Source organism: Sphingomonas sp. PAMC 26605 (assembly GCF_000241485.1).
Classification (GTDB): domain Bacteria; phylum Pseudomonadota; class Alphaproteobacteria; order Sphingomonadales; family Sphingomonadaceae; genus Sphingomonas.
Genome location: NZ_JH584242.1, coordinates 22,330 through 43,384, shown reverse-complemented (window position 1 = coordinate 43,384; position 21,055 = coordinate 22,330). Strand labels below are relative to the sequence as shown.

Annotated in this window: 16 protein-coding genes and 2 pseudogenes; 8 read left to right on the top strand and 10 right to left on the bottom strand. The window is 59.9% G+C overall.

Annotated features, from left to right (window positions below; genetic code table 11):
* Positions 1-232: 232 nt before the first annotated feature.
* Positions 233-847 carry a transposase gene (locus RH90_RS23190; RefSeq protein WP_010187902.1) on the top strand — a complete coding sequence of 205 codons (615 nt, stop codon included), beginning with the start codon at positions 233-235 and terminating at the stop codon, positions 845-847.
* A gap of 430 nt (positions 848-1,277) precedes the next feature.
* Complete coding sequence (locus tag RH90_RS18505; RefSeq protein ID WP_010187900.1) at positions 1,278-1,655, top strand: EF-hand domain-containing protein; 378 nt, start codon at positions 1,278-1,280, stop codon at positions 1,653-1,655.
* A gap of 108 nt (positions 1,656-1,763) precedes the next feature.
* Here RH90_RS18505 and RH90_RS18500 read toward each other — a convergent pair whose 3' ends face one another.
* From RH90_RS18500 to RH90_RS18470, 7 genes are all read right to left on the bottom strand, one after another.
* Positions 1,764-2,396: a LysE family translocator gene (locus tag RH90_RS18500; RefSeq protein WP_037493735.1), complete on the bottom strand. Its 633-nt coding sequence runs from the start codon at positions 2,394-2,396 to the stop codon at positions 1,764-1,766.
* A 322-nt stretch (positions 2,397-2,718) separates the two neighbouring features.
* Positions 2,719-3,684, bottom strand: coding sequence for a quinone oxidoreductase family protein (locus RH90_RS18495; protein ID WP_010187896.1), 966 nt, complete (start codon positions 3,682-3,684; stop codon positions 2,719-2,721).
* Between the two features lie 48 nt (positions 3,685-3,732).
* Positions 3,733-4,308: a TetR/AcrR family transcriptional regulator gene (locus RH90_RS18490; protein ID WP_010187894.1), complete on the bottom strand. Its 576-nt coding sequence runs from the start codon at positions 4,306-4,308 to the stop codon at positions 3,733-3,735.
* Positions 4,309-4,409: 101 nt separating this feature from the next.
* A complete protein-coding gene (locus RH90_RS18485) occupies positions 4,410-4,817 on the bottom strand; it encodes a DoxX family protein (protein ID WP_010187893.1) in 408 nt (135 codons plus the stop codon).
* Complete coding sequence (locus RH90_RS18480) at positions 4,817-6,352, bottom strand: GMC family oxidoreductase (RefSeq protein ID WP_010187891.1); 1,536 nt, start codon at positions 6,350-6,352, stop codon at positions 4,817-4,819. The genes RH90_RS18485 and RH90_RS18480 overlap by 1 nt, the downstream gene beginning before the upstream one ends.
* A gap of 120 nt (positions 6,353-6,472) precedes the next feature.
* Positions 6,473-7,981, bottom strand: a complete 1,509-nt coding sequence (locus tag RH90_RS18475; RefSeq protein ID WP_010187887.1) for a class I adenylate-forming enzyme family protein — start codon at positions 7,979-7,981, stop codon at positions 6,473-6,475.
* A gap of 61 nt (positions 7,982-8,042) precedes the next feature.
* Positions 8,043-9,491: an amidohydrolase family protein gene (locus RH90_RS18470; protein WP_010187885.1), complete on the bottom strand. Its 1,449-nt coding sequence runs from the start codon at positions 9,489-9,491 to the stop codon at positions 8,043-8,045.
* Positions 9,492-9,863: 372 nt separating this feature from the next.
* Here RH90_RS18470 and RH90_RS18465 point away from each other — a divergent pair, with 372 nt between their 5' ends.
* The gene (locus RH90_RS18465) at positions 9,864-10,049 is read left to right on the top strand and encodes a hypothetical protein (RefSeq protein WP_010187884.1); all 186 of its coding nucleotides are present in this window, start codon (positions 9,864-9,866) and stop codon (positions 10,047-10,049) included.
* A gap of 420 nt (positions 10,050-10,469) precedes the next feature.
* On the opposite strand, the pseudogene RH90_RS18460 reads toward RH90_RS18465, so the two are convergent.
* Positions 10,470-11,578: pseudogene (locus RH90_RS18460) on the bottom strand (N-acetyltransferase).
* 494 nt (positions 11,579-12,072) lie between these two features.
* On the opposite strand from RH90_RS18460, the gene RH90_RS18455 reads away from it, so the two are divergent.
* From RH90_RS18455 to RH90_RS18440, 3 genes and pseudogenes are all read left to right on the top strand, one after another.
* Positions 12,073-12,825, top strand: a complete 753-nt coding sequence (locus tag RH90_RS18455; RefSeq protein ID WP_010187882.1) for a response regulator — start codon at positions 12,073-12,075, stop codon at positions 12,823-12,825.
* Between the two features lie 272 nt (positions 12,826-13,097).
* Positions 13,098-13,795 (top strand): annotated as a pseudogene (locus RH90_RS22745) (IS5 family transposase).
* Between the two features lie 153 nt (positions 13,796-13,948).
* A complete protein-coding gene (locus RH90_RS18440) occupies positions 13,949-15,079 on the top strand; it encodes an FAD-dependent oxidoreductase (RefSeq protein ID WP_010187878.1) in 1,131 nt (376 codons plus the stop codon).
* 227 nt (positions 15,080-15,306) lie between these two features.
* On the opposite strand, the gene RH90_RS18435 is transcribed toward RH90_RS18440, so the two are convergent.
* Positions 15,307-15,768: a DUF1348 family protein gene (locus RH90_RS18435; protein WP_010187876.1), complete on the bottom strand. Its 462-nt coding sequence runs from the start codon at positions 15,766-15,768 to the stop codon at positions 15,307-15,309.
* A gap of 765 nt (positions 15,769-16,533) precedes the next feature.
* Between RH90_RS18435 and RH90_RS24010 the strand changes: the two genes are divergently transcribed.
* The gene (locus tag RH90_RS24010; protein WP_198283466.1) at positions 16,534-16,950 is read left to right on the top strand and encodes a hypothetical protein; all 417 of its coding nucleotides are present in this window, start codon (positions 16,534-16,536) and stop codon (positions 16,948-16,950) included.
* 144 nt (positions 16,951-17,094) lie between these two features.
* The gene (locus RH90_RS18425; RefSeq protein ID WP_037493730.1) at positions 17,095-19,983 is read left to right on the top strand and encodes an ATP-binding protein; all 2,889 of its coding nucleotides are present in this window, start codon (positions 17,095-17,097) and stop codon (positions 19,981-19,983) included.
* Between the two features lie 94 nt (positions 19,984-20,077).
* Here the strand turns inward: RH90_RS18425 and RH90_RS18420 are convergent, their stop codons facing one another.
* Positions 20,078-20,818 carry an alpha/beta fold hydrolase gene (locus RH90_RS18420; protein ID WP_010187871.1) on the bottom strand — a complete coding sequence of 247 codons (741 nt, stop codon included), beginning with the start codon at positions 20,816-20,818 and terminating at the stop codon, positions 20,078-20,080.
* Between the last annotated feature and the right edge of the window lie 237 nt (positions 20,819-21,055).

Sequence of the window (21,055 nt, the reverse complement as noted above, 5' to 3'; positions counted from 1 at the left end):
GGCAGCATAGCAACTGTCGGTCGTACGGGGGCGTCCACATCATCAAGCTGCCTTTTGGAGGCGGCATTGGGTCGAGGGGATGTGTCGGACGCGGAATGGTCGATTATCGGGGTCCTGCTGCCTTCATAATGCGACAGCAAAGCCCGACTATCCCACGGCAACCGGCGGATCCTGAGCGGCATGCTGCATGCGTTGTGCGTTGGCTGCCCCCGGCGTGACATGCGTGAGCGCTATGGCCAAATGGCACGTCGACTATGTCCGTTTCTGGCGCTGGGCCGAGCTTGGTGTGGGGGACGCGATGAACGCCACGCTGGTTGATCTCAGGCTGACCGGCGACTGGCAGCACATGATGGACAGCACAATCGTCTGCGGCCATTCTCAGGCAGCGGGCGCTAAAGGGGCGCCTATAAAGAAGGCTTTGATTGAAGCCGCGGCGACTTCACGAGCAAAATCCACGTCCGCTGTGACGGTCAGGGGCGCCCTTGGCGTTGTCCTGACGGGCGGCGACGCGTCGGATTACCGGGGCGTGTTCGCCCTGCTCGACATGCCTTTGGCCAAACCCAAGGTCCTGCTCGCCGACAAGGGATATGACGGTGCCCCCGTCCGCGAAGGCTTACTTCGGATCGGCATCCTCCAGATCGTTTCTACCCAAGGCGAACCGTCGAACGCCGTCCGCTTGCGACTTCCGACGCTACCGCGATTGCAATTACGTCGAGCGCCTGTTCAACCGACAGCAACGATCTCGACGCAGCGCGCCCGGTACGACACAACCGCCACCTTTTTCCCCGGGTTCCTATCGGTCGCCGCTGGCAAGCTCTGGCTAACCAAATATGTGAACAAGACCTAGCCCGAAGCCGTGCGGCAGACCGTCCTCACGCGGCAAGCCTAGGAATATGACCCCGCACGACGCGACGAACGGGCGGGTCGCAGAGAGCATAAGCGGCGCCGCGCCGCGGACCAAGTGCTCAGCGATCACCCCGTCCGGGCGGTAGCTGTCGATCAGCGATGCCAACGCGCGAAACTGCCCAACCATCGGCTTTACGAAAGCGCGGTCGAGTTCGGCTGTGAGCGCAGCGCCTTTGCCAGCCTTGAATGATCTGCAAGCCCTGTCCCAATGTCGCAAAGACAATCGCCGTCAGGCGGTAATGCCGCGAAACCTGCACCCGTCGCTTGAACCCGCTCTCGAAACGCCGACCCCGTCAGGACCAGAGTCTACGGTTTAACGGAAACTACATCAATTTTTGTCAATGCTGAGCTGCAAATCTTGGGAAAATTATATGGTTGAATCTATAAGTTCGGCGATCGGAGCGGCTGGCTATTCGTGGGCGACGGCCGGCAAGGATCACGACGGTGACGGCAAGATAACTCGGGAAGAATTCAAACTGCCCGTCATTAAAGGGACCGGCACGCTGACCCCCGCCGACCTTCGTTCGGCAGGCTCGCTCGATGACGCGTTCAACGCCTATGATAAGAACAAGGACGGTATTATCGATAGTCAGGAGGCAAAGGCCGCACCGGTCTATCCGCGCCATCCCGGCGACCGTTTCAGCTCCAACGGTTCGCAGGGAATGTCGAGCGATCAGGTGGCCGCTTATTTCAAGACGATCGACCAGGACAACGCGACCCTTGCCAAGCAGTGGGGCATCAACGTCTAACCGGGGACGTTACCGCGCCAGCGTCCGTTTTGCTCGCGGCAGCGGAACGCCTTTTGCACGTTTTTGCGGCCAGCCCCGAGCGTGACGCGTCTGGTGCTGGCCGTTCCTTCACGCGTGCAATCCTGTGAATTGCGTTAACTCGTAGCCCAACAGCACGAAAATACCGCCGGTTACCCGGTCGAGCGCCACCACCACGCCTGGGCGCCGCAGCCACGAGCGGATGCCGTGCGCGAGGGCTGAAAGCGTCGAAAACCATACGAGCGCGATAGCGACCTGCAGCGTAGCGAGCAGAAACGCCATACCCCCACCCCGCGCCTGGTGAGGCACGAATTGTGGCAGCAAAGTAAGATAGAACAACCCGACTTTCGGATTTAAAATGTTGGTCGTGAATCCGCGGCGCGCTGCCGTCCAAAGACCATCGCCCGGGTCGCCGCCTGCTTCTAGAACGAGAGCCTTCCGGGGCCGCATCACCAGCTGTGCACCAAGCCAGGCGAGATATAGGGCCCCGGTCCATCGCAACGCCAGGAATGCCAATGGCCAGGCGTGGAGGAGCGCAGCGAGGCCAAAGGCGGCGGCCGTTCCCCAACAGAGACAGCCAAGGGCGACGCCGAACGCTGTCGCGACCCCGTAACGCGCACCCTGTATCGTGGCAGCACGCAACACCATCGCGGTGTCCAAACCCGGCACCATTGTCAGCACCGTTGCGGTAACTATAAACGGAACAAGGATATCGATGGGCATTAGGAAACTCGCGACTTTAGGCGCGACGGAGATGGCCGTCGTCGTATCGCCCGAGAACCTCGGCTTGCGGGATTTCAACGGCGCTTCACGCGCTGTTTGGTTCGTTGCAGTTGCAACGGCGGCGCTATGTTTCAGGTGAAACTGCCGGTTGCCCGATCGCTATTTTCCGAAAAGGCGCGGACGCAAATCTCGCATCCCGCCGCAGGGTCTCTCGCGTCGCAGAACCAAGAGAGCATGCGATGCGCATCTGTTGCGTCGGCACTTGCACGAAGGAGCGTCCGCCCAAGGATTACCCTTGGGCGGACGTTCCTCTTCAACGACGTCAGGGGATCAGCAGCAGCTTGCCTGTTGTCACGCGGTTCTCCATTGCAGCATGGGCACGCGCGGCTTCTGCAAGCGGATAGGTTGCGCCAATGTTCACTTTCAGCTCGCCGCCAGCAATCCAGTCAAACAGGCGCTTGGCGTGTGCCCGGAGTAGATCTGGCGTATAAATATGGTCCATGAACACCGCATAGCCTAGCTTGATGCTTTTCGGCAGGCTCATGATATTCAAATCGCCAGGTCCGCCGAGTACCGGTCCATACCAGCAAAAGGTCCCGCTGCGGCGGAGCACGTCCAGCGACCCCTGGAAGGTTGTTGGACCCGAGCCATCAAAGACTACGTGAACGCCCTCTCCCCCGGACAGGCGGAGGGCCTCTTCGGCGAACTTACCCTCGGAATCGACGATGACATGGTCCGCGCCAGCCTCCTTCACGATCGCGATCTTGTCGGGATGAGATACACGCCCAATGACAGTGCCCCCGCGCATCTTGATGATCTGCGTCATCAGCAAGCCAAGACCGCCGGCTGCGGCATGCACGAACGCGATGTCGCCCGCTTGGACAGGATAGAAATCGGTCGTGAAGTGGCTGGCCGTAAGGCCTTGCATCATCACTGCCGCCGCAGTTCGGTCGTCAATGTCGTCGGGCACCCTCACGAGGGCCGCGACTGGGATAACGACACGCTCGGCATAGCTGTTCGGAACGTACACCCAAGCGACGCGGTCGCCGACCGCGAAGTCGGTCACGCCCTCGCCGAGCTCGATGATACGGCCCGCGCCCTCGACGCCGAGAATGGTCGGATCGTAGCCGCCGCTCGCCATGCCGCGGCGCTTGCCAATATCCATGAAGTTGACACCCGCAGCCGCAATCGCGACCAAGACCTCGCCGGCACCCGCCACGGGCTCTGGCTGTTCGACATACTGCAAAACCTCTGTTCCGCCAGCACCATTCATAACTACGGCCTTCATCTTCAGTCTCCTTAATTGAACGAATGTTCCAGAACTTATCAAAAAAAATCAGATCAGCGCACGAAACGTGAGTTGCCCAAGCGCCTCGAGCTGCTTGTCATGTGCACCACCGCGCGCAGCAACACGGATCCCCGCAAAGCTCGCCGACAGAAAATCCATGACGGAATCCGGATCGAGGTCCGCTGCGACATCACCCGCTGCTTGCGCCTCGCGGATGCGCGCGACGAATACAGTACAAAGCGCCTGCCCCGCCGTCGCCCTTATGTCCCGCAGGTCCGGCTTGCTTTCACCGAACTCACAAATGGAGTTCACCCCGAGACAGCCGACGCGCGCGTCCCGCACTACGCGCTCTATCGCCGCCCGAATTCCGTCGATCGCTTTTGGCTTTCCCTTCAAGACCCCAATATGGGCACTGGTTTCGATAAGACCATAGCGACGCACGGCCGCCAAATAGAGTTGCCACTTGCCGCCGAAAGTATCGTAGAGACTCTGACGGCCGATCTTCATCGCGTCCACTAGCATGGCGGTCGAGCTGCCTTCATAACCGTGCTCCCGAAACGTCTCCATCGCCGCGTCTAGCGCGACTATCTCTTCGAATTCTTTGGGACGGCTCATGACATCCATTTAGACATTCCGGAACGTCCGGTCAAGAACCAATATGCCATATTTGATCATCGCTTTGAGGGCGCGATCAATATTGGTGTCAGTTCGCGCACCGGATCGTATCAACGCAGGGGCAGCAACGCACGCACGCGATCATCCCGAAGATAGAGCCCGCCCCATGCAAGCACGCCCAGAAACACTGAGATCCATTCCGGCGGCGAACCGACCTCCTGCATGCGCAAATGCGTGCAGATCGCGCCACCTGCAAAGGCGGTGACAAGGATTGCCCCCAGGACGGCGGTGCTGGGGATCGCATACAGTACCGCGCAGACCAAGATAATGCACCCGATCGGGATGGCGAGCGACGGCGGGAAGCCAGTCGCTTCCATCTGGGGCCGCACCAGTTCAGTTGCGACGAGATCGACCATACCGTCGGCAACCAGAAGCACTACTAGTAAGGCGGACAGTGCGAGGCCGAACCGGCTGCCAGCCGTGGCGCTGGGGCGGGGCGGCGCGATTTCCCGTGACATCATCCCAGCTCCGCGGCCAAGATCTCGGCGGCGCGCTCGCCGATGATCACGCTGGGGGCCATCGTGTTGCCGGCGGGAATACGCGGCAGAATTGATGCATCGGCAATTGTGAGGTTTTGCACGCCATGCACCTTCAGGTCGGCCCCGACGACGCAGTCATCGTCCTGGCCCATACGGGCCGTACAACTCTGATGCCAGAATGGCAGCGCACTCTGCCGAACGAAAGCATCCGCGCTCATCCCCAACGCGCGCGGCGAAACCGCCTCCCGCGCGCCCAGACGAGCAAGAGGTTGCGCTGCGCCAATCTGCTCGACGAGTTCGAGCAACTCGTAGGCGACTGCACGGTCTTCGGGATCCGAAAGCGCGTTCAGATGGATGATAGGCGCCGCGGTCGGGTCTGAGCTGGCTAGGGCGACCCGGCCCCGGCTTTTGGGTTGCGAAAGGCCCGCCACGAGCGACCACCCATATTTAGGGGCGCTACGCTCCGCGAGTTCGGGACTGCACAGCGGAAACTCGGCTTGGCACATTACAACGTTGGGACCGTCGCTTGCCGACGCCGTGGCAGCGTAGATCGTTGCCTCGCTACCGTTTCCGTGCGGATGAATCGGTTCCGGATGTGCCCATACCATCGGGAAATTAGTGTGATCCTGCAGGCCGTGGCCGACCCCTGGCAGGTGCCGAAGTGTCGCGATACCGTGAGCATCGAGCGTCATGCGATCGCCAATGCCTGACAGCATCAACAATTTCGGTGTGTTGATCGCGCCTGTCGACAGCACCACTTGCGACGTCGCCCGAACGCAATACACCGTTCCCGCGACTTCGATCTCGACGCCCGTCGCGCGCTTGCCGTCGAAGAGCACGCGCCGCACGCAAACGCCGTCTACCACCGTCAGGGTCGGGCGATCGAGCACCGGCCGAATGTACGATCCGAAAACCGAAAGCCTGCGGCCCCCTTCGAGTCTGACGTCCGAGAAAGCCGCACCGGCGCGCGATTCCATCATCACGCCATTGGGGCTGTCAAAGGTTGGGATACCGGTCTCGGCGGCGGCTTCGACGAGCGCCTGAGCGACGGGATGCGGATCCGCCGACTGCGTAACTGTAACTAGCCCTCCTGCGCCGCGCCGCTGCGGATCGGCCAGACCGCAATAATGCTCGATCCGGCGATAGATGCCGAGAACGGATTCATAGCCCCAGCCGGCGTCGCCGGAGACTTTGGCGTAATGATCCCAGTCGCGCTGGTGTCCGCGCGCCCAGATCATAACGTTGATGCTCGAGCCGCCGCCGAACACTTTGCCCATGGACATCGGGATGGAGCGATCGTCGATGAATGCGCCGGGCTCGGCCATGTAACCCCAGTCAACATCGCTGCCGAGATTTTCGGGCCATCGGCCGGGTTCGATGATGCTGGGACGCCGATCGTCGCCACCGGCTTCGATCAGCAGCACCTTCAGGTCCGCCCTGTCCGAGAGGCGTCGTGCGACAACCGAACCCGACGAGCCCGAACCGCAAACGATGACATCGTAGTCTTGGGACATCCAATCTCTTACACCGGTCACTATTAATAATCCTTAGTTTACTTTGAAACACCTGGTGAGATATCTAGAACACTTGATGATCTGTGCGGCCGTCTTGAAAATTTGGTGGCAATGAAGCCGTTAAATGTCCGTCTTTGCAGCGACGTTGGAAGTGAACGGTATTTGTGAGATCGCCGCCCGATCAACTTTGCCGTTTCCGTTTCTCGGGAGCTTGAGAACGATGGTGGCAATCTCTGGCACTTTATATTCACTCAGCTGGCCGCGCAGCTGATCAAGAATGTCTGTGAGGCTGAAGGAAGATGAGGCGGCCAGCTCGATCAGCGCGCCAACGCGTTCGCCGAGCTGCTCGTCCGGAACACCGTATACGGCCGCATCCGACACCCCGGGATGGGTCCGGAGCGCTTCCTCGACTTCAAGAGGTGAGATGTTGGAGCCGCCCCGAATAATAAGATTCTTTTGGCGCGAAACGAACGACAATGTGCCGTCCTCGCGGCGTTGGAAGACGTCTCCCGTCTCGAACCAACCTCGACCGGGTTGCACGGCCCCCGCCGACCAATAGCCAGGAGAGACATGGGGTCCACGAACCAGCAACTCGCCAAGGGCAAGGTCGTCACCAGCTTCGTTATCCAGTTCGCGCAGGACGATCTGACCGGGCGCAATTGCCGCGTAGCTCGAATCGCCCGGGGCGCCGAACGACAGACTGGTGGCCGCCTCCGTCGAGGCCCAGCACGCGTGCAGAGGGAGCCCAAACGTCGCTTCGAAATCGCGGTGAAGCCGGGCAGGCGCGGTGTCGCCGCTCGCGACGCAGAAACGCAGCGAGCTTACATCCCGCGGATGCTCATGCTGCGCGTCGATTAGTTCCCTGAACGCAAAGGGGAGCGCCTTCATCCAGGTGCATCGGCGGAACTCAATCGCATTCAGCACAGCGCCTGCTTCGAATGGGCCGACCATCACCATCGGGCCGGACCGGACGAGGCTGGCAAAGAAATTGAACAGACCTCCGGCATGAATCATCGGGCCTACATTCAGCATGACGTCGTCGTCACGCAGCCCCAAAGCGCCGTATCGCTCGGTAATGGCGCCAAGCGTGGCGAGGGTGTGAGCGACGATTTTCGGCTTCCCTGTGGTGCCCGACGTGGGCAAAAGAAGAGCGGGCGCGTCGACGTCATTGGCGGTCGATCGCAGCCGATTACCGCCCCTACCCCGAGCTGCTTTCATCGCTTGGCTCGCACCGCCCTCATCGGCCAGTATCACGCGTGCTTCGAAAGGAAGCGCCTGCGCGCTGATACCGGAGAGATCGGCGGACATTCCGCCGGATCCTAAGTGCAGCGTCGGCTCAATGAGATCGAGCGCGGTCAGCGTTTCGGTCGCCTTAAAGCGGGTGTTTATCGGCGCGGCGACAAAACCGGCTCGCATGCAGGCCAAAAGGCTAATCGCGAGATTAGGCGAGTTCTGCATGCTGATGGAGACACGGTCCCCGGGCTGCACACCGGCATCTACCAGCGCGTCGACCATCTCATCGACGTCATCTAGCAGTTTGGCATAGGTCCAAAGCTTCTGCTTCCAGAAGATCGCAACGTTCTTTGGATGTGCCTGAGCAGTGTCCAGAAAATTCGATAGAAATTGCATCGTATCTGCTCTTTCGCTGAACCGATGGTGATAACGAGACCGCCGCTATCGATTTCGGGCATCAGTGGAGGCCCGCTTGCCCCGTCACGCTTTTGTAAAGAGTTGCAGAATCGAAACCGACGCCGGCTTTAAAGACGATTGCAGGCGCCTCTATTGCCGTCACATCGCGCGAGATATCGCCGTTCAGCAGCACAAGGTCTGCGCGTTTTCCGACCTCGATGCTGCCGATCTCATCCGATTTCCCATCGAATTTCGCGCCGTTAAGGGTTGCAATCCGAATCGTATCGGGAACGGAAAAACCGGCGCCGACGAGGAGCTCAACGTTGCGCTGGTCGCCCAACCCGGCAAGCGTAAAGCCATCGCCGGTGGGATCGCACCCTGCCATAAGCAAGCCGCCCGCCTTAACGAACGCACGTTCGAAGGCCATTTCCTTGCGCATCGCCTGGAGGAAGAGTGCTCCGCGTGCCGCCCGCTCCGGCGAGGCTTCGTTCAGATAGGTCCACACGGCGGGGTGTAGAAGCGCCTGAAGCCTGGCACGGCGCTTCTCGGACATGTCCGTCCCGCCCTCTAGTACGGCCAGCGTCGATGTGAGCGCTACGTGCTGGCGAACCATCTGCTGAATCAGGTCACTAACCTCGGCATCGTTGGGCGAAACGTTTGTAGTGATGTGCCCGAGCACCGCGCGGCCGGTCTGGGGGCCGTCAAGGCGGCGACACAGGTCGGGTTTGCGTTCTCGATCAAGATCGCCATCCGGCGACACGAACGGACCGTGCTCGAAATTGTCGATGCCGAGCGACATGGCATTCTTATAGCCAACCGAGCAGAGGTGCCCCGTCACCGTGAGGCCTAGGCTATGCGCTTCGTTGATGCCTGCCGCCAGCTCGTCAGCGGAGACGTCCGCATAGGCCTTCACTGAGCGGAAGCCCTGATCGTACCAATAGCGAACAAGCCGGCGGGCGTCGTCCGGCCCGGAAAGCGCGTGCATCGTTGGGACCGCTGGTACCGCGCCCTCTAAATAAGGGGTCGACAGCGTCAAATCCGGGCCAATCATTTTCCCAGCGTCAATGCCGCGCTTCAGTTCTAGATCGCCATAGGGGTCCATGCTACCTGCAGTACGCGCGGTGGTGACGCCACTGGCAAGATAGAGGCGCGGGGCAGTTACGAACTGCTCAATCGGAATTGGCGGCCCCGCGATGGGTGATGCGTAGAACATATGCTCGTGCATCCCGACCAAGCCGGGGATGAGGCTTTTTCCGCGGCCGTCAATTACCTGGGCGATTTTTGGGATTTTAATGTGCCCAGCGGGCCCAGAAGCGATGATGCGCGAGCCTTTAACGATCACAGTCTGGTCTGGGCGCACCGCGGCGCCGGTCCCGTCCACGACGATGACGTGCGTAATTGCCACGGGCTTCCCCGCCTCAGTTACAATGCCCGGTAATGACGTGTTCGACTGCCCCACAGCCGGATGTGCCAGACCCGCCAAAAAAATCGATAAGCCGATGTAGCGCAAAGCTCGTTCCTCTGCATTCAAGCCCCGGCGCGCAGCTACGGCGAAGCATTATTTACCACACCGAATCGGTTGGGTCGGTAATGTTGGAAGAGAAGATGTCGGATCGTTATTTCAGTTTTAATTCGAAAGGTCTTTTCCTAGTTACGCCTGAAACAATGACACTAGGAACCGATGCGAAGCCTCGACTTGCAACCGCGGTCGTGGTGAACGCGATGTGTTCTGAAAGCCGTCGACCTCGAAGCTCGTTACCGATGTGGACGACCCGGCAGCAGGTGCGCAGTCACGCCGACGCACGCGAGATTGCCTGGGCTGCGGCGCTGATGCGTTTGCCTCTCGTCGCGGGGCTGATCCCGAAGGTTACTGCGGGAAAGCTTGGAAGACAATCAGTTGTTAGGCACGCGCAACCGTCTGCCCGAAGCGCAACAGGTCCTCGCCGCTCACTGGATCTCCCTCGACCTGAAAGGTGCGGTTAACGGCGGCGACCGTGGCGGCAAATCCGTGCACACCGACGATCTCGACCAATTCTCGCTCGCCGATGAAATGCTTCGCCTCCGGTAACGCCGATTCGTTCGGAAGCAGTACTTGACGAGCGCCATTACGAAATCAAGTAGCGACTTTTCTCAATCGTTGAACAGATCATCGGTAAGCCGACTGCAACGCACCGCATCACGCTGAGCTTCGGAAATTCCGAAAATCGCTGAAATGCCCTCATGCCGTTTGACGACGTTTGTAGGGTCCAACATATAGCCTGTCTGCAGGATTAGTAATTGCCGATCATGCGGCGAGACAGCGAAGTCATCTGCGTGCCCTCCAGCTGGCGAAAATATCGGCCCAGTCGGGCGAATAGAAAAGGCCTTTCAGCAAATTGCTAGCTGTTCAGACCCAAGCTGCTCTTGATATATTGCATCGTCTAAATAGCTTGTCAGCGCCATGATTATTGAATTATTGATATGATTCTCACAGTCACAGGACGCGTTTTCACAGGGCCTTTCGATAGGTTTGATAGACCTCGTTAACGCGGCTCTCGATCGCCTCGGCGATCAAGCGCATTCCCTGGTTGTTTTCGAGAATCCAGCCAATCTCACCGCGCGAGGCACCATACGTCGCCACCGCCGCGCGCCGGATATATTCGATCATTATGAAAGCCAGCTGGCTTGCGAGGCGCGTTGACTGTAACTCCTTAACCACGCCCATCAGCGGCACGCGCACCGTCCGTGCCTTCGGCGAACGCAGCCATCACAGGAGCTTCGCCCAGTTCCAAAGGAGAAGAGTGCCCTTGAAGGATTTGATGATTTCATTAAGATCTGGCAGCGTGATCATGACCGCCACTGGCTTTCCGTCCAGTTCAGCGATGCGCACCAGACCGTTGAACACGATTGGCTTGAGCTTAGTCCCAACGTCGCAGATCTCCGGATCAGTCAGCGGAATGAATCCCCATGTGTCCGATCAGGCGTTATTAAAGATCTCGAGAATGATCGCAGCCTTCTCCTCGAACTTACGATTGTCGACTTGGCGAATGCGGATGCGGATGCGCGGGTTGGCCTCACCGACTTAACGATCCGCTGAATAATCTTGGGGAACTCCGGGCGGATGTCGAGTTGGTAGGTCAGCAGCTGCTTGACGCCCACGTACCCTGCACGCTCGATCCATGCGCGGTAGTCCGGGCTGGCATGGCCCATCATGATCGTTGGCGGATGATCATAACCCTGAATCAGCAGACCGGGCTCCTCCCAGATTGACATAGTGATTGGACCAAGCGCGTGTTTCATGTCCTGGCCGTGCAGCCAATCTTCGCCGTAGGAAAGGAGCGCAGTGAAAACCTCTTCGTGTTCGGCCTCCAGCAGGCCCCACTGGCCAACCCCGGGACCAAAGCCTTGGTTAGCCGGCATGGTCAACCCCAGCGTATCGATATGCGCCGAAATGCGGCCAACCACGCGCTCGTCTTGGTAGGCCAAAAACAGCTGCGCTTTGGCATGCGCGAACCACCCGTCTGTTTCGGGCGTGATCGGTTCGAGCGCCTCACCTTTAAGGGGTGTCACCCAAGCCAGATCGCTCATGTGCAAACGAATTGACAAATCGATGAACAATGTGCGTTAACATTTTGTAACCACCGGTGTTACTTGAATTTCACTACTCTGATGTCTAACGCGCGAATATTATTTGTTTTATTTGGTCAATAAGCTAGCCGAACATTATAATATGAACGAAGCAGAATATTTAACTTACGTATTTTCGGAAAAAATTAAAACGCTTGAACGAAACATCAACATGATTAGCGTTACAATCGTAGCCATTCTTACCGTGGTATTGCGACGCCGTGTGCGGACCTTCTGGTACAAACGCCGAATGGAGGAAGGGCAGCTGCAGATCTCGCACATGCCGTACCCCCCATCTTTTTTTGGGGATTGGCGCTCGGTGTATCGGTCGGTTTGACGTGCTCCAATCCGGCGTAGGTCAGCACCGCACTCGCAGCGGCTAACGCGAAATATCCCGGCGTCGGCACACAATATCCCAGATCGATCGCCCTCTTATGCCACCATGCACCTCTGATTTGGCATGGACACGTATCGAGGAGTATCTGGTGGCGTTCATCGACGCGGAAGAATTCACAACGCAGGTGAAGGCCGCACGCATCCTGGTCGTCGATGATGATCCCGCCATGCAGCGGGTGATCGTCGGCTATCTCGTCGATCATAACTTGCGCGCAACAGCAGTTGGCGGCCGGAAGGAATTGATGCACGCGCTTGCCGTTCGCGAACCAGACCTGGTCGTGCTCGATCTTCATCTCGGCGAGGACGACGGGTTCGAAATTCTGCGCGAGTTACGGGCAAAAAGCGTTGTCCCGGTGATACTGATCACGGGCAATCGGTTAGAGGAGATAGATCGCGTCCTTGGTTTGGAGCTAGGCGCCGATGATTATCTCACCAAACCCTTCGGTCTTCGCGAATTGCTTGCGCGAGTGCGCGCAACGCTGCGTCGTCGCACCATGGACCGCCTCAGCCCGGCCAAGCAGCGCGATGTGACCTTTCACTTCGCCGGCTGGTCTTTTGATCAGCGACAGAGAAAGCTCGTATCGCCGGCGGGACAGACAGTACCGCTGACGAAGGGCGAATTTGCGCTACTCAGCGCCTTCGTGCAGGCCCCCCGCCGGACGCTGTCACGGGAACATTTACTGCAGGCGACGCGGGTCCATGAAGACGTGTTCGACCGCAGCATCGATGTTCAGATACTGCGTTTGCGGCGGAAGCTCGAGGCCGATCCACGCGCGCCTCGGTTCATCCGCACCGAGCGCGGGATCGGCTACAAATTTGATGCCGAGGTGGCAGTCGTGTGACTCCCGCGATCTGAACTTTATTGCGTCTGCGCCGTGTTGGGCGCCCGCTCGGTTAGGAAGCAGCCAAGGACGGACAGGCGTTCGCCTGCCCCACCCGTGTGGTGGCGATCCATTCGTAAGGGTGAGTGTGCAAGATCGCGCTAAGGTCAGGACCCCATTGCTGTGACAAGCACGATCTGCTTCAGGCTCCGCGAGGAGACCTTAAATGAGCGACCTGACGGGCTGACAGGCTGACGGACGAGCACATCGCTCGACTGCAGCCGCACTTCCCCATGAGCCATGGCGGGGCAACAGTAGATGACCGACGGGTGCTGAGCGGCAGCGTTTTCGTCAATCGCAACGGCTTGCGCTGGCGCGATGCGCTCAAGGACTATGGTCCGCACAAGACGCTCTATAATCGCTGAAAGCGCTGGAAGCGCTGGCGCGCGATAGGTGTCTTTCTCCGCACGATGGAAGGATTGGCGGTCGAAGGTCCGGAGCCGAAAACCGTCATGATCGATGCGACCTAATTGAAGGCGCACCGCACGGCATCGAGCCTGCGAGTTGGACGGGGATCTCCGGCGGCTGATCGGGAGACCAAAGTCGCCATGAACGTCAAGCTTCACGCCGTCACCGATGCGAGCGGCCGCCCCTTAAGTTTCCTCGTGACCGCTGGCCAGGTCAGCGATTACACCGCTGCAGCCGCGTTGCTCGACAATCTGCCTAAGGCGCAGTGGCTGCTCGGCGACAGCGGCTAGGACGCCGACTGGTTCAGGGATGCTTTCAGGCAAAGGGCATTCCGCGCTGAATCCCAGATCGCAAATCTCGGCTTGTGCCCGTCGCCTACGACAAGCGCCGATACCGACGTCGCAGCCGCATCGAAATCAAGTTCGGCCGCCTGAAGGACTGGCGCCGCGTTGCCAGCCGCTACGACCCGTGTCCGACTGCCTCCTTCTCCGCCATCGCACTCGCTGCCACCGTTATCTTCTAGCATTGATCAAAGAGTCCTGACCTTAAATCTACTTCGCGCCGGGATGGTCGAACCGCTGGGGACGCCGCGTGACAGGCGTAACCATCACGTGGTTTCGCTTCTCCGGCAGCGCTCTTATTCGGACCCCGTCCGGAAGTATTGAGGAACAATAATTTGCCGCATTCTTACGAGGATCAGATCGTGATAGTCGGAGGGGGCATTGCGGGGCTCGCGCTTGGGCGCGTGCTTCAGGCGAAAGACATTCCTTATCGCATCGTCGAACGCCGACAGAACCCATGGGACGGCGGGCTGGCCGTCAACTTGCCGGGCAATGCCATTCAGGCACTAATCAAGCTCGGTCTCGGCGATCAGATCGAGCAGATCGGTCACCCCTTGCGACGACGTGAATATCGCACCGCCCGTGACAAGCTGCTGTTCAAGGTCGACGAAGACGCCTTTTGGGGGGCCGCGCTTCATCCGCGAAGCATTCGGCGCTCTGCCCTCTTGTCGATGTTGTCTGAGGGCCTACCCCACAACCGGTTGCTCTACGACGTCGATGTGCAATCGATCTCGGAGAATGCGACGCGGACCGAGCTTGTCTTGCAGAACGAGACCAGACTGAGTGCAGCGCTTGTCGTTGGCGCAGATGGAGTCCACTCGAAGATACGCTCGGAATCATTTGGTGCGAGTTCGGGAAGCGGTAAAGCTTTACTCGCCGACAGAAGCTGGCGATTCATGGCGCCCAATCCGGGCGTCGAATGCTGGACCGTCTGGGCAGGCGCCGATGGTATGATGCTTCTCATGCCCGTCGGCGACGGCGAAGTATATGGCTGGGCGGCGCTCACGCGGCCGACCAGTCACAGCAGCTCAATACAAGCACTCGATTGCCTGACGCGCGAATTCCCGGAGCGCGCGCGGCGGGCGGTAATGCAGGCGCTGGCCCGACCAAGCGGACTTTATCATTCGCCGCTCGAGGAGGTGCGCCTCGACTGTTGGCATAAGGAGCGCGTGGTGCTGATCGGCGATGCCGCACATGCAACTGCACCGATATGGGCAGAAGGTGTGGCGCTCGCGCTCGAGGATGCGATCGTTCTGGGCGAAACCATCGCCACCAATTCGAACTTTCCCGCAGCCCTCAGCGCGTACGAATCGCGGCGGCGCCCGAGGGTAGCTCACGTTCAAGCGATGACGGATGCAATGTCTCGGGCGGCGAAGCTCCCACCTCTCGTCCGTAACCTCCTAGTCCCTTTCGTCGGTCCCAAACAATACCGGCAAACATACGAGCCGCTGAAAGCTGCTATATGAAATTGACACCCCGCCTGCACGGCGCCCATCGCTAGCGAATCTAATGCACGCTATAGGCGGTCGCTCTAACAGTTGTCGCCTCGTTCGAGATCGGCCGCTCGATCACCTGTATGCGTCCTTTACATACATGCTCAATCTGCGCCTCAGGAATGCATAGGAGAAGCGCGCGGGCCGGACCTTGATCTGCTGGAGGAGGCGCCGGCATGCGCGGAGGGGCATCGGACTAGCTAGTAGCCCAGCTCTGTGAGCGTCGGATGATCGAGCGGGCGCTGGCCGGAGGGCCAGCGCAACGCGCGCGTGTGTTCCTGGATTGGATGCTCGTTTGCCGCCGTGAGCCGACGCTTCACTAGACCAGTATCGTCGAAGTCCATATCCTCGCTGCCATAGACGCGGAACCAGATCCCGCTGTCGTTGTGAAACTCGGCCGCAAAGCGCACGGACAGACGGCGATCGCCCTCGGCCCAGGGTTCGTAAATGACCCGCCGGTCTATCTCCCGCCGCGCCGACCGCTCGACGAAGGTCCTGATCTGCTCGCGCCCCCAGAGGAAATGCACACGATTGCGCCACAAGCAGTCAATAGTGTTGCTAAGCACGATTGCATTAAAGTCGCCCGTGTTCCAGGCGCATTCGGCGTCGCAGAGATGCTGCTGGGCCGCCGGGGAAATTGGGGGCATCGGCACTTCCATCATGGTTGTCGCGGCTCGACCGGGAGCAGAGCCCGGCTCGAGCACCGCTACAAGCCGGAATAATTACAATCGCGAAAGCGTCGGCGTGTGCCAGTTAGTTCGTGTTAGTTCGTCCAGATCGAGGCCGCGAAACTGCGTCGCTGCTGACAAACGCGCCCCGCGCGATGGCGAGACATCACGGCGTTCATCACGCCACAACTGCTCAATCGCGGCCTTTTTCGAATATTATCACTGTCTGAGCTGAAGCAAGGGAATGGCTATGGGCCGGACTTGCCTGGTTACAGGAGGTTCTCGCGGTTTCGGACGCGCCCCCCGCCAAAGGATTTTGAAAGCAGGCGACAATTTGGTCGCGACCGCCCAATCACGGCCAGCGTTTGTCGCTGAAAGCTCCTCCTCAGCACCTTACCACGGTCCGGCTCGACGTGGCGGATGAAAATCCGGCGCGGTCCGAGGTGGCAACTGCGATCGACCGCTTCGGCTCGTCCGACGTTCTTGTCGACAATGCGGGTACGATGACGTCGGCTCGCGGGAGGACACCACACTCGACTCTTTCTGGCGAAAGCTCGAGAATAACCTTTTCGGCATAATCTTCATGACCGAGGCCGTGATCTCGCACATGGGCGAACGCCGTAGCGGGCACATCATCCAATTCGTCGGTAGGCGGTCCGCTGGCCGCGATTGGGCGGGCGCCCTATTCTATGGCCAAATGGGGCTGTCGAAGGCTGTTCCGAAGTATTCGCTGCGGAGATGAGGCTAATCAACGTCAGAGTGACCGTCATTGAACCGGGTGGCTTCACGACCGACTTCGACGGATCCTCTATCACGATAGAAACCGGGCAGACCGAATATGACGAGTTGGTGGGCAAAGCCGCTCGCATGCAGCAAGCCTATGAAGGCCGCCAGCCCGGCGATCCCCAACCCGGCGCGAGGGCTGTTCTTGAGGTCATTGCGGCGCATGAGCCGCCGCTGAGACAGCCACCCGGTAGCGATGCCATCGGAGCCATCGAGCGCAGCGGCAAAGTCACGTCAGGAAGAGCGCGATCGCTGGGGCGGCCTCAGCAGTTCGACCGAGTTCGCGCAGGACAAATGCGCCAAGCCTGTCGGCTTGATTTTCCAAACTGGCGCAGATCCGGTAATTTCTATATCAAAAGCAGCAAGACATGTAGTAGCAGCAACGTAGGCTGATGATATAACTGCGCTAGCCAAACCGCACCGAAGGCCCGAGGGTCGTGGCCAATTCGGACGTGAGCAGCATCGAAGCGTTGGCAACATCGACCAGCCGGCTGAAGGCTGTGGACCAGAGAAAATTGCACGAGGAACGACGAGATCGTGGCAGATTCAAAATACAGGGAAGTTAGCGGTCGAATTTACTTCGGTCCGTTCTGCCTGTCGCCAAGCGAGCGATTGCTGACCAGGGATGGTCAACCCGTCGATATCGGCGGTCGCTCCTTCGATCTGCTCCTCGTGCTGACCGAGCAGCCCGGGCAGGTTCTCTCAAAGCGCGAACTGGTGAAGCGGGTGTGGACCGACGTCGTCGTCGAGGACGGCAGCCTGCGCTTTCACATGGCCGGGCTGCGCAAGCTCCTGGGCGACGGGGAGCATGGCGCAAGGTACATCGCGACTCAGGTCGGCGTCGGCTACGCGTTCGTCGCGCCGTTCGAAAGGATTGCGACGACCGGCGGGGCAACGCAGCCATCGCCTGCCGACTTGGTGGATAGCGGCCCTCAGCATCTCTCGGGAACGAGCAACCTCCCGCCACGCCTTACCCACCTAATTGGGCGCGAGCGTGACGTTCAGCTTTTGATAGATCGCGTCGTCAATACCCCGCTTTTTACGATCGTCGGCCCGGCAGGCGTCGGAAAGACGTCGGTCGCGGTCGAAATAGGTCATGAGCTCCTCGCGGAGTTCCGGGACCAGGTGGCGTTTGTCGATTTTGCGATGCTCGAAAACCCAGCCGTGGTGCAATCGATGATCGCCGGCGCAATGGGGATCTCGGTGCAGAGCGAGGATCCCCTTGCCGTAATCCTTGGCCACATCCGCGACAGGCGCTTCCTGTTGATCCTCGACAATTGCGAGCATGTCATCGCGCCCACGGCCGAGATCGTCGAACGCATTATAGATGAATCGCCAAATGTTCGTGTCCTGGCAACATCGCGCGAGCCGATGCGTGTCCGCCGTGAACATGTCCATCGCCTGGACGCCTTGCGCTATCCGGAGGACCCGGCTGACATTTCTCTCGATCGGCTTCTTGCATATTCGGCGGTGCAGCTATTTTGCGAGCGCGCCTCCGCAGCTGACAGTGCGTTGAACGTGGATGAGGAGTCCGCCCGATTGATCGCCGATATGTGCAAGCGGCTCGACGGGATGGCGCTGCCGATCGAACTCGCAGCAGTTCGAGTCGCGACGCACGGGATCATTGCGACAGCGCGCCAGCTAGGGGAGCGGTTCAGCCTCGCATGGACCGGCCGGCGGACGGCGCGGCCGCGCCAGCAGACACTCCAGGCCACGCTCGACTGGAGCTATGATCTTCTGCCCGAGGCCGAGCAGGTCATTCTGGAGCGCCTATCCCTCTTTGTAGGACCGTTTGCCATCGACGCCGCACTTGAGATCGCCGCCGACGCGGAGATCGGCTCGGACGAAGTGGCCGTCGCGCTGGACAATCTCACGTCGAAGTCGTTGATCGCAGCATCGCGGGCCCGCGGCGCGGGCACCTATCGTCTCTTGGAGATGACGCGGGCCTATGCGCGAGCGAAGCTGCGCGCGCGGGGACAGGAATATTTCGATGCCGCTGCGCAGTGTCATGCCAGCTTTTTTCTGAACGAGCTCGAGGTCGCTACTGAGCAGGATGAAGATGTTCTCCAGGATGCCCGCCCGTTGCGTCAGCAGCTCGGCAACATCCGCAGCGCGCTTGACTGGAGCTTCAGCCGTGACGGCGATTCGAAAATCGCGGTCCGGCTCGCCGCGGCCAGTGCGCCGGTCTTCCTAAACCTGTCCCACCTTGTTGAATGCCGAACTTGGTGCGCGCGCGCGCTCAGCGAACTTGACGACACCCAACGCGGAACCGCGATCGAACTGGAGCTACAAGGCGCGCTTGGCATCTCGCTGATGTTCACGCGCGGCAACAGCCCCGCGGCGGGTGGCGCGCTGACCCGCGCGCTGGAGGTGGCGACCGAACTCGACGACCGCTGGAGTCAATTGTGCATGCTGGGGCGCTTGCACATTTTCCACGAGCGGATCGGGGAATATGAAGTTGCCGCCTCCTATGCGCAGCGCGCCGTGGGCATCGCGAAACGCATCGGCGAATCGGAAGCGCTCGGCGTCGCCTATTCACTGTCCGGCATCTCCCATCATCTGGCGGGCGATCAGACCCGCGCGCGCCATGATCTGGAACTTTCCCTGGAGAACAGCCCGCCATCTGAGCGCGGCCGGACAATCCGCTACGGCTTCGATCACCGAAACCGCTCTGCGATCGCGCTTGCTCGTACAATGTGGCTGTCAGGCTACGCGGTTCAGGCCGACGTGATCGCGCGCCAGACGGTGCACGAGGCAACGGAGCTCGATCATCCGGTTACGCAGTGCATTGCACTCATTTGGTCGCTTGCGGTCCATCTCTGGGTGGGCGATCTTGACGCGGCAGAACAAGCTCTGCAGGCGTTCACGGAATGCGCCGAGGTCAATGCGCTCGGCCCCTATATCGCGGCGGCCGGGGGCCTGCGTGGCGAGCTGGCAATCCAGCGAGGAGACGCTAACGCCGCGCTGAGCGCGTTGGAAGAGAGCTTGTCACGCTTACGCGCAGCCCGATACGAGTTGCTGACCACTACCTTCTCTCTCGCTCTCACCCGCGGTCTAATGCTGGGCGACCGATACCCTGAGGCGCGCGATCTAATCGACGCAACGATCGTTCGATGTGTTGCAAACGGCGAGCGCTATGCGATGACGGAACTACTCCGCGTCAAAGCCGAGATCGTGCGCCGCGTTGATAACGATTTCGCCGCGAGCGAGGCAATTCTGACGGAAGCGGTCCACGTCGCCCGCCAACAAGGCGCCAAAGCTTGGGAGTTGCGCGCGGTCCTTGATCTGGCAGATCTACAGCAAATGAGCGGGCGGCGTGATCAAGCGCGCGAGCTGGTCGAGGTTGTTTACGCCGACTTTCCCGTGACGGATCACAATCCGGATATCGAGCGAGCGCGGCGGCTGCTCACCACATTGGCCTCCTGACCCGAACCGACACGGCGGTTGCCTCGGGCGGGATCGTCCACGGTACCGCGTCAGCCGCAGTGATTGAATTCGCCGCCGCACGATTATCAGCCAATCATGTCCGAGCGGAAACCGCTAAATCATTGATCGCATCGGCCAATTCTTTTGGAGAAGACAGGAACGGCGAGTGATCTGTGTTGAGCGAAATCACCGGCGCGCAGGTCAAAGCACCATACATCTTGCGCTGCAAAGCGATCGCTAAGCTCTCGTCCTGCGTGGTTTCGATATAGGCTCTAGGGACGGCTCCGAAGCGATCGGCAGTCACCCGTATCGGCTCGCTTAGCACCCAATGCGGTTCTGGCCCGAGTCGCGCCGCCGCGCGTCGGGCGAGGTCCGGCGGGGTAAGGTTGTAAAAGCATGCCCCAGCACTTTTCGGGTCGAGCGTTGAGGTTCCGTCCTTGGCGATCTGGATCATGTCGGGATGACTGAGTATCGCCTCGGGCGGCGTCTCGGAGGAATAGAGATCAAGGCACGACTCTCCGTCTTGTAGAAGCAGGGCGGCAAGATAGACCAATTTCGCGACGCATTCGGGTGCACGTTCAGCGGTACAGCTAATGACAGGTCCACCGCGACTGTGGCCGACCAAAATCGCAGGCTCTGGCATTTGCCGTAAATACCCTTCCAACCAGACCGACCAGGTTTCGAGCGTGACGGACCCTAAAGGGGTGGGGTCCGAGCCCATGCCAGGTAGGTCGAGAGCATGAACCACATGCCCTTTTTCCTCCAGCAAAGGCGTGACCAACTCCCAGCACCATTTGCCGTGCCACGATCCATGCACCAGGACGATATGAGCCATGCTTCGCCTCCAAAATTGAAGCGCAAGCTCGCGAATGCGTTGCCAGAGGTCAAGACAACTTCCTGGTCTTTTGCATTACAACTGAAATACTTACGACGAATTGTAACGAAGTGGGAATGTGAGCCCAGCGACGCACTTCTCGAGGCGTCGCGCCTTGAAACCGCTGGTCCGCGATTCCCTTCCTCGTAGACCCTAACGCCAGCATAAGCGTCTCTCACGCCCCCCTAGCGGCATTAC